This is a genomic window from Chitinophaga sp. 180180018-3, from assembly GCF_037893185.1.
Lineage (GTDB): Bacteria > Bacteroidota > Bacteroidia > Chitinophagales > Chitinophagaceae > Chitinophaga.
The window spans coordinates 4,610,694-4,624,502 of sequence record NZ_CP140772.1 but is presented as its reverse complement, the minus strand read 5'-3'; the positions used below and the strand labels follow the sequence as shown (position 1 = coordinate 4,624,502).

General features: G+C 49.3%; 11 protein-coding genes. 4 read left to right on the top strand and 7 right to left on the bottom strand.

Annotated elements, in window-relative coordinates; genetic code table 11:
- Positions 1 to 59 precede the first annotated feature (59 nt).
- From UNH61_RS18015 to UNH61_RS18005, 3 genes are all read right to left on the bottom strand, one after another.
- On the bottom strand, positions 60 to 965 hold the full coding sequence (locus tag UNH61_RS18015) for an NAD(P)/FAD-dependent oxidoreductase (protein ID WP_326993371.1): 906 nt from the start codon (positions 963 to 965) through the stop codon (positions 60 to 62).
- Between the two features lie 56 nt (positions 966 to 1,021).
- A complete protein-coding gene (locus UNH61_RS18010; RefSeq protein WP_326993370.1) occupies positions 1,022 to 1,861 on the bottom strand; it encodes a hypothetical protein in 840 nt (279 codons plus the stop codon).
- A gap of 86 nt (positions 1,862 to 1,947) precedes the next feature.
- Positions 1,948 to 3,708, bottom strand: a complete 1,761-nt coding sequence (locus UNH61_RS18005; protein ID WP_326993369.1) for an ABC transporter ATP-binding protein — start codon at positions 3,706 to 3,708, stop codon at positions 1,948 to 1,950.
- Positions 3,709 to 3,847: 139 nt separating this feature from the next.
- On the opposite strand from UNH61_RS18005, the gene UNH61_RS18000 reads away from it, so the two are divergent.
- The 4 genes from UNH61_RS18000 to UNH61_RS17985 all read left to right on the top strand — a co-directional run bounded on the left by UNH61_RS18000 (position 3,848) and on the right by UNH61_RS17985 (position 9,161).
- Positions 3,848 to 4,369 carry a DUF4251 domain-containing protein gene (locus tag UNH61_RS18000; protein ID WP_326993368.1) on the top strand — a complete coding sequence of 174 codons (522 nt, stop codon included), beginning with the start codon at positions 3,848 to 3,850 and terminating at the stop codon, positions 4,367 to 4,369.
- Positions 4,370 to 4,384: 15 nt separating this feature from the next.
- The gene (locus tag UNH61_RS17995) at positions 4,385 to 5,005 is read left to right on the top strand and encodes an HAD family phosphatase (RefSeq protein ID WP_326993367.1); all 621 of its coding nucleotides are present in this window, start codon (positions 4,385 to 4,387) and stop codon (positions 5,003 to 5,005) included.
- A gap of 334 nt (positions 5,006 to 5,339) precedes the next feature.
- Positions 5,340 to 7,199, top strand: a complete 1,860-nt coding sequence (locus UNH61_RS17990; protein WP_326993366.1) for a DUF1080 domain-containing protein — start codon at positions 5,340 to 5,342, stop codon at positions 7,197 to 7,199.
- A 21-nt stretch (positions 7,200 to 7,220) separates the two neighbouring features.
- On the top strand, positions 7,221 to 9,161 hold the full coding sequence (locus tag UNH61_RS17985) for a hypothetical protein (protein WP_326993365.1): 1,941 nt from the start codon (positions 7,221 to 7,223) through the stop codon (positions 9,159 to 9,161).
- A gap of 120 nt (positions 9,162 to 9,281) precedes the next feature.
- Here the strand turns inward: UNH61_RS17985 and UNH61_RS17980 are convergent, their stop codons facing one another.
- The 4 genes from UNH61_RS17980 to UNH61_RS17965 all read right to left on the bottom strand — a co-directional run bounded on the left by UNH61_RS17980 (position 9,282) and on the right by UNH61_RS17965 (position 13,789).
- A complete protein-coding gene (locus UNH61_RS17980; RefSeq protein WP_326993364.1) occupies positions 9,282 to 10,538 on the bottom strand; it encodes a Xaa-Pro aminopeptidase in 1,257 nt (418 codons plus the stop codon).
- Between the two features lie 25 nt (positions 10,539 to 10,563).
- The gene (locus UNH61_RS17975) at positions 10,564 to 11,403 is read right to left on the bottom strand and encodes a helix-turn-helix domain-containing protein (protein WP_326993363.1); all 840 of its coding nucleotides are present in this window, start codon (positions 11,401 to 11,403) and stop codon (positions 10,564 to 10,566) included.
- Between the two features lie 258 nt (positions 11,404 to 11,661).
- A complete protein-coding gene (locus UNH61_RS17970) occupies positions 11,662 to 12,360 on the bottom strand; it encodes a response regulator transcription factor (protein ID WP_326993362.1) in 699 nt (232 codons plus the stop codon).
- A complete protein-coding gene (locus tag UNH61_RS17965; protein WP_326993361.1) occupies positions 12,329 to 13,789 on the bottom strand; it encodes a HAMP domain-containing sensor histidine kinase in 1,461 nt (486 codons plus the stop codon). Before UNH61_RS17965 ends, UNH61_RS17970 begins: the two co-directional genes overlap by 32 nt.
- Positions 13,790 to 13,809 lie beyond the last annotated feature (20 nt).

Here is a 13,809-nt window from a genome sequence, read left to right as displayed (position 1 = left end):
TCCATATATACAACTATTCGCTAATGCAACTAAATCAACCGGAACGGGCAGCACAATTATTATTTGTTAAAATCTTCCTCCTGTAAAGCCCTGTTGATGGCTGCTCCGGCCATGGTGCCGGCTGCCACAGCTGCCGCCACTGCGCGCATAGGAGTGGTGGCGTCGCCGGCGGCAAAAATACCGGGCACTGTGGTAGCCTGCATGATATCTGTTTTAATATGCCCGGAGTCGGTTAATTCACAGCCCAAAGCTTCCGGAACCGGGCAATGCTGCCGGAAGGCCGGCCTGGCATAGAGCGCATGCAGCGCCTGCCGGCTGCCGTCATCGAAGAGCAGGGTGTTCATACGGCCGTTCTCATGCAGGATCTCGCTGACCGGTTTTTCATTGACTGATATATTACGGGCAGCCAGTTTTTCCAGTTGCTGTGGCAACAACGCTGCTGGTCCGTTAGAGAAGATCGTCAACTGATCAGTCCAGTTGCTGATCAGTTTCGCCATCTCCCAGGCATCGTCGCCCCGGGCCAGGATCCCGGTGGGCTGCTGTCTTACCTCATAACCGTGACAGTACGGACAGTGAAGCACTGAAATTCCCCAACATTCCGCAAAGCCTTTCAATGAAGGTATTTCGTCTTTTATGCCTGTGGCAAATAGTAATTTCCGAGCCTCCAGTTGCCTGCCATCTGCTGTGGTAAGGCGGAACCCTTCATCGGTTTGTTGCCCCGTTGTTACAATTCCCTGCAGGAATGAAATACCGGGATACTGCGCTACCTGCGCCCGGCCGGCGGCCGCAATGGCTGCAGGGGCTACACCATCCTGGGTGAGGAAATTATGTGAAAAGGGGGTTTGCCTGTTGCAGGGCAGGCCACTGTCGATCACCAGCACCCGGCGTAATGCCCTGCCGAGCGACATTGCCGCAGCCAAACCCGCATAGCTGCCCCCGGTAATGATTACTTCGTATTTCTCCATATCGATATATTATATGTCGGCAAAGATAAATAAAATGCAACATTGTTGCGTTTTATTTATCTCACCTCTTCTCCTGCATCGGCCCGGATCATGGAAATATGTTCTGCAATCATATGCAGGCGGTAGTAGTATTTTTCGAAGATATCGTCGTACATACGGTGCCGGTTTTCCAGGAAAGCATTCAGGGCTTCATAGATGAACTCCTCAAAAGTAACTTCCTCGCTGACCCGAATAACACATTCAAATACCGGTTCCATGCTGGTAGCAAATTTGGTTTTTACCAGGATATCGTCCATACAGGTGATCATGTATTTATACAAATCCGGTGCTTTCGCAAATGGCACATAGTGAATGGCCGTGAACCCGTCTTCATCATACACGTACTTATCTACCTGCTCGGCCAGCAGGAACTGCACAACTTCACGGTTGTTGTTATGCCGGGTTGCCAGCAGCAGGGGAGTATCCCGACTGGCCAGCACGAAATTAAAATGGATGTTGTGTTCGATCAATATCAGTAGCAGATCGGTGATGGCAGCCAGCCGGTGGTGTTTGAAGATATATGCGATGGCAAAAAGATAATCCGGGTTACTGATCCGGAGCGATGCCCCTTTCTTTAACAGGTACAGCACAGCCTGCGGCTTATTGGCGCCTACTGCACAGAAGATAGCAGGAATAATCCCTTCCCGTTTATAATGGATATCCGCGCCGCCTTCTTCTATCAGCAATTCTGCCGCCTCAAAGAATATTTCCTGATACTCGAGCAAATCGCAAAGCAGTTCCGAACGCTCATCGCGTGTAAAGAACGAGAGGTTATAGCCCAGCCAGGTAATGATCTCATCAGGATGCTGACTGCTTCGCAGCTTACGTTTCAGGTCCGACAGCGAAATTCTTTGCATAGCGCTTTCATAGGTAATGGGCGGGATAGAACCTTATCGCTGGATGAAAACGGATCTGCAATGATAGAAAATATTAATAAAAAAACCTATTTGTTTTCCTGGTGTTTCCATAACTCCTGGAATACCGGGCTGCTGTGCCGCAGTTCCTGGAAAGTTCCTTCTGCCACAATGCGGCCTTTGGCCAGCACATAAATATAATCGAACCGTGGTAACAGGTGCAGGCGGTGCATGGAGGATATTATGACCTTATCTGAAAAGGCTGCAAACATTTTTTCGTAGATCATCGTTTCGGTTTTCGGATCCACGCTGCTGGTAGGTTCATCCAGCAGAATCACCTCGCTGTTGCGGGCAGCCAGTATACCTCTTGCCAGGGCAAGGCGTTGTTTTTGTCCACCTGAAAGATTGACTCCCTTCTCCCGGATATCCGACTGGAGCCCCTGCGGTAACGAATTCACCACATCAGAGAAATGGGCGCTGTTGCAAACTTCCAGTATGTCATCTTCCGGAAAAGGCAATCCCAGGGTGATATTATACTCAATGGTATTTTCAAATATTTCGGGCTCCTGCGGAAAGAGTGTAACACTCTCATTGAGCGTAGCCAGGGGCATTTCGCGATTATCTATCTTCATCATCACACCTGCTTCGGGTTCATATAATCCGCGAAGAATAGCCAGCAGGGTACTTTTACCACTGCCGCTTTCCCCGATCAGCGCAATCCGGTTGCCTTTGATCATACGGAGATGCAATCCGTGCAGGCGATGAGCCGCATCGATATTGTCCAGTCCGGCCTGATGCGAGAAGCTCAGGGAGCTGATGGTTATCTGTTGCCAGCTGGCCGGTATCTCTGGTGCTGCATCCGGGCGGTGATGTTGACTATAAGCTTCACTGATCTTACCGGCGGTTTCAACAGCGGTATTATGTTGGACGATGTCGGTATACTGCCAGGCGGCATCCTGAAATACGCTGGTGAATTGGTTTACATAACCCAGGAGGGTTACCAGGCTGGCCACATAAAAGACTTCTCCCGGCACCCAGTGCTGGAAGATATACCCCACGGCAATCACACAATAAATCAGTGTGATCATCATTTCCGCTACAAACCATTTCCATTCATTGATGACCGTATTCTTTCTGAAGGGCGACCATATCCGCTGTACCTTTCCCAGGAGGCCTTTTTCCATGCTCTTCTCCAGCCGGAGGGTAATAACTGTCATGATATTGGAAAGACTGTCGAACAGCGTGGCCGATACCACATGCTCTCTCTCGTTCATTTCATCCAGTGTTCTGATAAAGGGCTTATCAAATTTCAGCACAAGCCACATGCAAAGCACGCCCAGCACAATACCAATGGCACCATAAAGTGGTGAGAAGTAGAGCATGGCCAGCATGGAAAATACCAGTTTTGAAAGCGCATGGAGGTACATAAAACCATGCTCAAAAAATTCTTTCAGGGCTTCATAGGCTTTACGGATGCGGTTAATGGTAGATCCGCTGTGATTATCCTGATGCCATTTAACCGGCAGGTGCAGGGCCTGATGGTAACGTTCCTGCAGAAAGTTACGGCTCAGGTTAAACGCCAGTTTCCTTTCCATAACCCTTGCCGGGCCATGAAAACACCATTCGAGCAGGTGAAGCCCGAAATAGCCCCCCATAAACAACAGCGTGTTGCGGGGCAGGTTAGCAGCATCTTTCTGTATGGCGCCGATAAACCATCCGAACAATATCGGGTTCAGAGAGAAGATCAGGTTAGCCAGCAGGAACATCGTATAAATCAGGAGGTACTTTTTTCGCTCTTTGCGGGCATACTTCCAGGCGGTCTTCAGTAGAGAAATATAAGGGTTTGGCATGTTTCCGGTTTCCGATATTTTATATCGCCACCTAAAAGTAAGTCATTTGCGTCATCTGCAAATTTGTATATTGAACAAAATTACCGGCCGGCTGTTATGGTACGATATTCGCGCCTCTTTATATGTAAAAATTCAGTTTATGAAAAAGTCCATTCTATTTAAAACCGCCCTACTCCTGTTGATGGTTGTAACTGTTTCCGGCAGCCTGTCTGCGCAGGAGACCAAAGCACAGAAAAAGGCAGAAAAAGCGGCTCAGATAAAAGCATTCATCGATGCGCAAAATTATACCTTTGTTGCGCAGAATGCCTTCCCGATGGGAGGCCGCATGAGATACATCACGCCAGACTATAATCTCACCGTCACCCGCGATTCAGTGGTCAGCTATCTGCCGTTCTTTGGAAGAGCTTATCAGGCCGATTATGGTTCCAACAAATCGCCCCTGGATTTCAAAACCAAATCGTTCGATTACACTGCCACTCCGGGAAAAAAGGATGGCTGGAATGTAACGATCAAACCCAAAGACAACAGGTCGGTTCAATCCATGAACTTAACGGTATCCAGCGAAGGCTATGCCTCTCTGCAGGTGACGAGCAACGACAGATCTGCGATTAGTTTTAATGGGTATGTATCGGAGGCGCCGGTGAAAAAAAAGAAGAAATAGTAAAGAATTAAGCATATGGAAAAACAGGCAAACATCACCACGCTGTTCCTTGATATAGGTGGCGTGTTATTGACCAATGGCTGGGACAGAGCGGCCCGTAAACAGGCATATGAAACATTTAAACTGGATGCAGTAGAAACAGAAGAACGGCATCACCTCACCTTCGATACTTATGAAGAAGGTAAGCTGACACTCGACGAATACCTGAACAGGGTGGTGTTCTATGAAGAGCGTAGTTTTTCCCGGAAACAATTCAGGGATTTTATGTACGCGCAATCGGCGCCGTACCCCAAAATGCTGGAACTGGTAACTCAACTGAAGGAAAAATACAAACTCAAAATAGCAATCGTCAACAACGAAGGCCGGGAACTGAATGAACACCGGATCCATCATTTTCGCATCAGCCATTTTGTTGATTTTTACATCTCCTCCTGTTTCGTGCATATGCGTAAACCGGATGCTGATATCTACCGCATTGCACTGGACATTGCCCAGGTAAGGCCTGCAGAAGTAGTATACCTCGAAGACCGCTCCATGTTCGTAGAAGTAGCCAACGGCCTCGGTATAAATGGTCATTGCCATAAGGATTATGACAGTACTGTGGAACGGTTGGCGTCTTTTGGGCTGAAGCTGTAAAGAAAGAATTAAGAATGAAGAATGAAAGCGGAGATAGTAAACGCGGAGATCAAATTTGCGTTTGCTATCTCCGCTTTCATTCTTCATTCCTCATTCTTAATTCTTTTTTGCCGTTTATGTAATTTTCCCCACCTATATCCTTGCTTTCTTACAATAAATATCTATTTTGTTGCCACGATTCAAATTTAGCGCTGCTCCACGTTTGGCATAGTTGAAACTTTAATTTCCGTTAACAATTGGAGTTACCTATAGTTAGAACCGCAACGTAGTGATCATGTAGCTAAATGCATTTAGCAATCATGTAAACATCTAACATCTATAAAAATCCAGATCTATGCTCAGATGGAGTAAGTTCCGTCCAAAGTTGACACAGTTACGTGCCTACGACAGGAGAACTTTGGTTTTGCTTTTAAGCATCGGCAGCTGTCAGTACCTGATGGCCCAGAATAAGCTGCCATTAAATGATTTATCGGCTTTTCAGCAGCCAGGCGCCAATTGGCGTATAGCCGGCGGCGTTAAGGCCGACCTGGCGCAGAATAATGTATTGGAAACTACCAATGGTACCGGTATCCTGGTAAATCTGCCGGAGAAGAATACGCATGGTAAGGATCTTTTCAGCGCATTCCAGCATGGCGACCTTGATCTGGAGTTTGATTACATGATGTCTAAAGGATCTAACTCAGGCGTGTACCTGCAGGGAAGATATGAGGTACAGCTGCTCGACAGCTGGGGAACTACCGCTGCCCGGGCTTCCGATAACGGTGGTATCTATGAAAGATGGGATAACAGCAAGCCTGCGGGTCAACAGGGCTACGATGGCCATGCTCCCCGCCAGAATGTAAGCAAGGCTCCCGGTCTGTGGCAACACATGAAGATCTCCTTCCAGGCTCCCCGCTTTGATGCTGCCGGCCACAAGATCGCCGATGCGGTAATCCTCCGGCTGGAACTGAACGGTGTAACTATTCATGAAAACGTGGTGCTTTCCGGTCCTACCCGCGGCGGCATGGAGAATAATGAAGTTCCCCAGGGGCCACTCCGTATCCAGGGCGATCACGGAACAGTGGCTTTCAGAGACATAGTGGTGAATAACTTCAGCGCTCCCCGGCCTGTACTCGGAGAAGTGAAGTATAATATATATAAAGGCCGCTTCGATAAAGAACCGGATTTCAATACCCTGAAACCGGCTGCCAGCGGTACTGCTGCACAGATTACCTCCAACCTCACCGGCCTGCCGTCGAACGAGTTCCTGGTAAGATACCAGGCTACCCTCGACGTAAAAGCTGCCGGAAGATACAACTTCAATCTGCATACTTCCGGTGGCCCCGGCATGCTGAAGATCAACAACCAGCCAGTGATCACGCCCCGTGGCTGGGATGGCAAAGGCAGCGTCGACCTCCAACCCGGCAGCTATCCGCTGGAACTGCTCTATGGCAAAAACACGGACTGGGCGAAACCCTCCGTTACACTCGCGGTGAGTGAAGCCGGTGTGCGCGAATTCGTTATCAGCGATACCAACGTGCCTGCAGACGATGCCACCGATCCGATCCTCGTTACCAATAATGAAAATACCGTGTTGCGCAGTTTCATGGATGTGCGTGGCGGTAAAAGGGTGGTACATGCGGTTTCCGTAGGCAGCCCCGCTAAAGTGAATTATACCTACGACCTCGACAATGGCCTGCCATTCCAGGTTTGGAGAGGAGAGTTCCTGAATACTACGCCTATGTGGCACGACCGCGGCGACGGCTCTTCCCGTCCGTTGGGTACCGTACAGGTACTGTCTGCCCAGCAGGCAATGTCCATTGCTAAACTCGCAGGGAAAGACGCTGCCTGGAGCACAGACACTACCGGCACAGGTTACCGTCCGGGTGGCTACGACCTGGATGCAGCCGGCAAACCTGTCTTCCATTATCAAATATATGGTTCAGCTGTTACCGACGATATCAGCATACTGCCTGAAAACCAGGGCATACATCGTACACTGTCTGTACAACAGCCCGGTGCCGATCTGTATCTGCGTATAGCCACTGGCGATAGTATAGAACAATTGTCGCCCGGATTATTTGTGATTGGCGATAAATCTTATTACGTGAAGATGGACGAAGCCAGGGCAGGCGCCTTTATCCGTAATCAGAACGGACGCGCTGAACTGGTTATACCGGTTCAGGAAAAAACAGGTTATGCGGTTATCTTCTAAGCAGCAATACTAATGACTATTATGAAACTGAAATATAAAAGAATTACTGCAGGAATAGCCGCCGGCATGTTCCTGATGACTACAGCCATTACTTCCGTTAAAGCACAGGAATCGCCTAAGGAAGAAGATTTTTTCCGCATCGCACGGATCAGTGCTCCTGAAGGTACACTGCTGGAAGTAGGCGGATTGTGTACACTGCCTAACGGCGACCTTGGCGTGGCTACCCGCCGCGGAGATATCTTCATCGTGGAGAACCCCACCAGCCGCCAGCCTTACTTCAGAAAAGTAGCTTCCGGCCTGCACGAAGTACTCGGCCTGGCCTATAAGAACGGCTCCCTTTACTGCGCACAACGCGGTGAGCTGACTAAAATGACCGATACCAACATGGACGGTAAGATCGATAAGTTCGAAACCGTATATGCATGGCCGTTATCCGGTCACTATCACGAATATAGTTTCGGTCCGGTAATGGGTCCCGATGGATCCTTCTTTGTATCCGGCAACGTGGCATTCGGAGATGAAGAGTGGTGGCGTGGCGAAAGCCGCGTGCCCTGGAGAGGATGGATGATGCATATTACAGAAGATGGAAAAATGGAACCCTGGGCAACAGGTTTCCGTTCGCCCTGCGGCCTGGGGGTAATTGACGGGGAATTGTTCTACACCGAAAACCAGGGCGATTGGATCGGTTCCGGCGGACTTACCCATGTTAAGAAAGGCAGTTTCGTTGGGCATCCTGCTGGTCTTCGTTGGACCAACATGCCTAATTCACCGGTGAAACTGACTACTGAAGCGCTGTACAGCAAAGTAGATCCGCGCTACCGCCGCGATGCCAACGGTCGTGCTATCAAACCGGAAAACGTGGAGAACGAAAAATTCGTAACGCTGTTCGATATGAAGAAATACTTCCCGGAAGTGCAGTTGCCTGCAGTATGGCTGCCGCATGGAGTGTTGGGTATTTCCAACTCTCAGCTGGTAACCATCCCTGAAGGTACATTCGGACCATTTGCCAATCAGGTGCTGATCGGCGATCAGGGCCAGAGTAAGATTATGCGTGTTTTCCTGGAGAAAGTAAATGGCGAATACCAGGGTGCTGCCTGGGATTTCAGAAGCGGTTTCCAGTCGGGCGTACTGCGCCTCGCCTGGGGTAAAGATGGTTCCCTCTTCGTAGGTGAAACCAACCGCGGCTGGGGTTCTGCCGGCGACGCCAATCAGGGCCTCCAGCGCTTGGTATGGAATAACCGTGTGCCTTTTGAAATGAGAACTGTCAGCGCTATGCCCGATGGTTTTGAGATCACCTTTACTTTACCGGTAGATAAAAAGTACGCGGAAGATATCGCTTCCTATAACGTAGAAAGCTTTATTTACAAATACCATCCGGTGTATGGCAGTCCTACTGTAAATACCGAAAAACTCAATATCAAAGGCGTACAGGTATCGCCTGATGGTATGAAAGTGCGTCTCGTGATCGATGGCCTGCGTCAGTACTACATTCACAAGTTGTCGCTGAACGGTATCCGTACAACGGAGAACGCCTATTCGCTGGTACACCCGGATGTATACTACACACTGAATAACATTCCGGACGGAGCTAAGCTTCCTGCTTCAGCGCTGAGCACCAAAAACACCGCTAAATCCGCACCTGCTGCCAAAGCAGCAGAAGCTAAAACCGGTACTGGTGGCGTTAAATCCGTTGCTTCATCAAAAGCGCTCACCTATGAGCAGATCAAGCCGCTGTTGAACAAATACACCTGTTCTTCCTGCCACAACCCTGATAAAAAGCAGGTAGGGCCAGGCTTCCGCGACGTAGCAAAGAGAAATTATTCCGTAGCGAAAATACTCGCCCTCATCAAAAACCCGAAGCCTGAAAACTGGCCGGGCTATGCAACGCCGATGCCTCCTTTCCCGCAGGTACCACAGGCAGATGCAGTGAAGATAGCTACCTGGATTAATTCTTTGAAGTAGCTGTTGGAGCGCAATTAGGAATAAGGAATGAAGAATTAAGAATGAGGGCGGAGATAGTAGCGAAGTTAATCTTCGCGTTTACTATCTCCGCCCTCATTCTTAATTCTTCATTCCTTATTCTTAATTCATCAGTTCCTCTATCTCCTCTACCTCTCTCGGGATGTTTTCCATCAAATCTTCATAACCGTTCTCTGTGACGAGCAGGTTGTTTTCTATTCTTACCCCAATACCTTCTTCAGCGCAATAGATGCCAGGTTCATTAGTGATGATGGTACCGGCAGGCATGGGCTCGTGATAGTAGCCGATGTCGTGTACATCGAGCCCCAGGAAATGGGAGACGTTGTGGTAACTGTATTTGCTCAGGAAGTAAGCGGCGCCTTTGTCTTTGATATCCCGGGGGGTGCAGAGGCCAAGTTTGATAAGCTCTTCCAGTATCATTTCGTTGGATGCCTGCCAGAGGTCTGTGATCTTAATGCCTGCTTTTACATGTTGGCGCAGTTGTTTATGTACCCGTAATACGGCTTCATAGAAGGCTTTCTGACGGAGCGAGAAGCGGCCATTGGCAGGAATGGTACGGGTAAGATCTGCGTTGTAGTATTCCCAGCTGGCGGCGGCATCTATCAGTACCAGGTCGCCATCTTTACACGCTTTTTCATTGGCGCGGTAATACAGGATGCAGGTATCGGCGCCGGAAGCAACTATGGGCTCGTAATCGGCCCAGGTGGCGTTATGCTGCATGTATTCATGTATCATCTCGGCGGCAACCTGGTGACCGGTTTTGCCGGGTTTCAGGAAACCCAGTACGCTGCGGAAGCCTGCTTCCGAGATCCTGGAAGCTTTTCGCATCAGTTCAACCTCTGCCGGCGTTTTAACGGTTCGCTGCCTCGCGAGCAATGGGTAAAGGCGGCCGTATTCGTGCAGCGGATAAAGGCGCTGGCAATCCAGCAGGAGGCGGTCTTCCCGGGTCTGGGTTTCGTTTTCGGAACGGGCATGCTCGTTACTATACAGCATGATGATGCGGCTGAGTGGGATGACCCGCTTCATGGTCTGCCAGAATTCATCTGTATAGTAAACGGTGCTGATGCCGGATAACGCTGCGGCATCTTCCCGGCTGATACGGTGTCCCAGCCATTTCACGTACAGCTGGTCGGTGCGCCGGATGAACAGGATTTCCCGCAGGGATTTGTCAGGATGCCCGGGGGAAAGTACCAGCATGGCATCGTCTTCTTTGATACCGGTAAGATAATACAGGTTAACGTTAGGGCTATAACGCATGGTCCCATCGGCGTTGGTGGGCATTACATCGTTGGCGGTGAGTATAGCTGTTGCATCCGCCGGAAGCTGAGCTATCAGTCGTTGACGCTGATCTGAGTACATAGCGAAAGTGTTTTATGCAACAAACTTAGGCCTGAGCAGAAAACGGGTTGGTGTAAAAATGCGACAGTTTACCGGACTGCCGGCGGAAGTCTTTGCGGAAATGGGGGAAGTCGTGATACCCCAGGGTTTCCCAGTCTGCTTTGTATCCCCATTGCAGGTATTGTTCCACGGCCTGGCGGAAGCGGAGTATACTAAGACATTGTTTCGGACTGATATCCAGTGAGGTCGAAAAATAGCGTTCCAATGTACGGGGAGAAACAAACAACAATGCGGCGAGTTTCTTCAGCTGAAAGCCGGATTGCTGTAGCAACGGGCTGTTGAGCGATTGCAGTACATACCCGAATTGCCGGCTGGTTTCGGGGAGAGGGCTTTGTTGCCGCAGGAACCCGTCCAGCAGCGCTTTGACGGCTTCCGGGTTAACGGCTTCATATACAGCCGATTCCAGGCTGTTGATATGCTGCAGTACATCTGTTGCAGCCAGGGCCTTTCCGCTGATATCTTCCCCCTTTACATGGAACAGGTAATTGAGGGACGCGGGTCTGAACTTAATGCCCACGAGGTGGTTGTTAAAAAGATGGCGATAGGCAACAGGGGTGGGCCGGTAACCGATCAGTTCACTTTTTACGCTGGTATGGAGGTGGCCTTCGAGCGTATCATACATTTCAAAGGGAGCGCCGAAGTTCAGTATCAGGGAGGAGCACATATTAGCCAGCAGGATCTCCCTGAACTCCGCCTGTTGCAGGCCAGGGTTACGAAGATCCAGCATCCAGTAACAAACCACATGCTCCGCCAGGTCGGGGGCGGGAGCCATATAGTGATACTGGCTGGAAAAGTATTGCTGGTCTATCAGTTCAACGGCCTGCATATGGGTAATATACTGATCTGATGCCAAGGTACAAATATCGTCGTAAACAAATCTGTAAGGTCCGTGAACTTTTTCCGTCTCGTTCTGTTAAGTATGTATCGCTATGAGAAATATCAATTCAAACAGCTGCACTTCGACTATGTTTTCCATGACCAGATTTGAAAGAAACGGTTGATAAACAGGCAAAACATCTTGCAGATTTCTTCGAGATGTGCAGGGGCGGGCCCCTGAGCGATGAAGCGCCCGCCCTTTTTTATTTCAGGTCAGACTAAACATAAACCCTATCCCATAGATATTCCTGATAGCAATATTCTCGTTACCCCTGAAGTACTTCCGGAAGCGCGATACAAACACGTCGAGGCTTCTCCCCACAAAATAATCATTGGCGCCCCATACCTGGTGGAGTATGTCTTCCCGGCGTATCACCTTGTTGCTGTTGTGATAGAAATGAAGTAGTAACTCGCTTTCAAGAGGGGTGAGCAGGGTTTCTTTTCCGTTGGGAGATACCAGCTTTAATGAATCTTTATGGAAACGCATACCCCCGAGGTCTATGGCATTGGATCCGGGAGCAGGTGCGTCGGGAGCTGGCCTGCGTTTGAGAATGTTCCGGATACGGAGCACCAGTTCATCTACATCAAAGGGTTTCGTGATGTAGTCGTCGGCCCCGATCTTCAGGCCATAGAGACGGTCTTTCTTTTCGCCCCGTGCTGTCAGGAATACAAAGGGCAGATCTGGTTGCAGTTTAACCAATTCCCTGGCCAGTTCAAAACCATCTGCGCCGGGGAGGTTAACATCCAGCAGTACGATATCCCATGATGGCGGGGAAGTGGTAAAAGCTTCCAATACGGATTTCCCGCTCTGTTGCCAGTCGACGGTAAAATCCATCAGCTCCAGGTATTGTTTCACAACATTACCCAGGTCTGTTTCATCCTCTACCAGCAGAATGTGATGTTTCATGGTATTGTATTTTATAAGGTATGGTAATGACAAATGAGCTGCCTTCGCCGGGTTCACTGAAAACCCGGATGCTCCAGCCATGGGCTTCCACACACTGTTTCACATAATATAATCCCAACCCGAGGCCCTTGGTAGGCCTGGACAAGCGGGGTTGATGGCGGTAGAATTTTTCGAAGATGTGTTGCCGGGTATGGGCATTCATGCCTATACCATTATCTTTTATTACCAGGTCCAGTTCGCCGTTATGCGAAAGGAGCGTGATAGAGATCTCTTTATGAGGCTGATCGTTGTATTTCATACCGTTGTCCAGTATGTTCTGGAGCAGGGTGGTGAAATGAAAGCTATCGGTCACAATCAGCAGGGTTTCGTTGTTGTGTTGGAAACGGAAGATGGTATCGGGGTAGTTCAGGCTATACACCGTAACGATGCTGCCAATTAATCCATCAAGATCTGTGGCGGCGGGTTTAAGTGTCAACTGTTCGGTGGCAGCAACGTCCACTACTTTTTCCATCAGTAGTTTGAGTCGTTCGGCCTGCCGGTGAATCACCGTGGAAAGCGCCTGTATGCTTTGCTTGTTTTCGAGCGTCTTCTCATTCTGTATATTCCTGTTCGCCACAAGGATAGCCGTGATGGGGGTGTTGAACTCGTGTGTAATATTATTGATGAAATCCGATTTCATATCGGAGAGATGTTTTTGCCGTATCCATTTATGCAGGGTGATGCCGAAGAGAGATATTACTGCGAGCAAAGTCAGTATACCCGGAAGGATGGTATATTTCATTTGTTGTAGCACCAGTGCTTTCCGGTTCACGGGATCCGCATAAAAGGAAAAAGAAATGGAATAAGAATAAGGAAGGGGGGAGGCCGCCACCAATGAAGATGCGGCATTGTGCTCACTGAGATGCGACAGATTGCCGCAGATGTACAGGCCCATATCGTGTTGGCGGTTGGGCGGCAGCAACGGGTATTTCCTGAAGCGGTTGTAGATATTAACATATTGCGGAGCCCGGAACCGGATATCCAGGCGATGAATGCATAGTGCATACAACAGGGAATCACGGATGCCATTGGTATATTTGATGGCTTTCAGCATGCTGTCTGCATTTTCGTGTTGCCGCAGTACGCTCACGATACGGTTTACCAGGTGTTGAGCAGCGGTATCAAATGCGTCTTTGTTGTTGTTATGAAGACGTTCGAGATACGCATATTGTGGGATAATGATACTGTCGATCAGCGGTTGCCCGCCTGGAAACAGCTTATCATCCGCGATAGCCAGGTTGTACGCTTCTCCGATACGTCCTTTTTCTATGTAGTTAAAGCGGCTGTCGAGCAGCAGATAGGTATTATATAACAGGAAAAACTGCACGATCGCCAACGCGACGATACATATAACTGCTGTCAGGATATACAGCTTGATGTTGTGCCTCATGCTCTTCGTAATTACTTTGG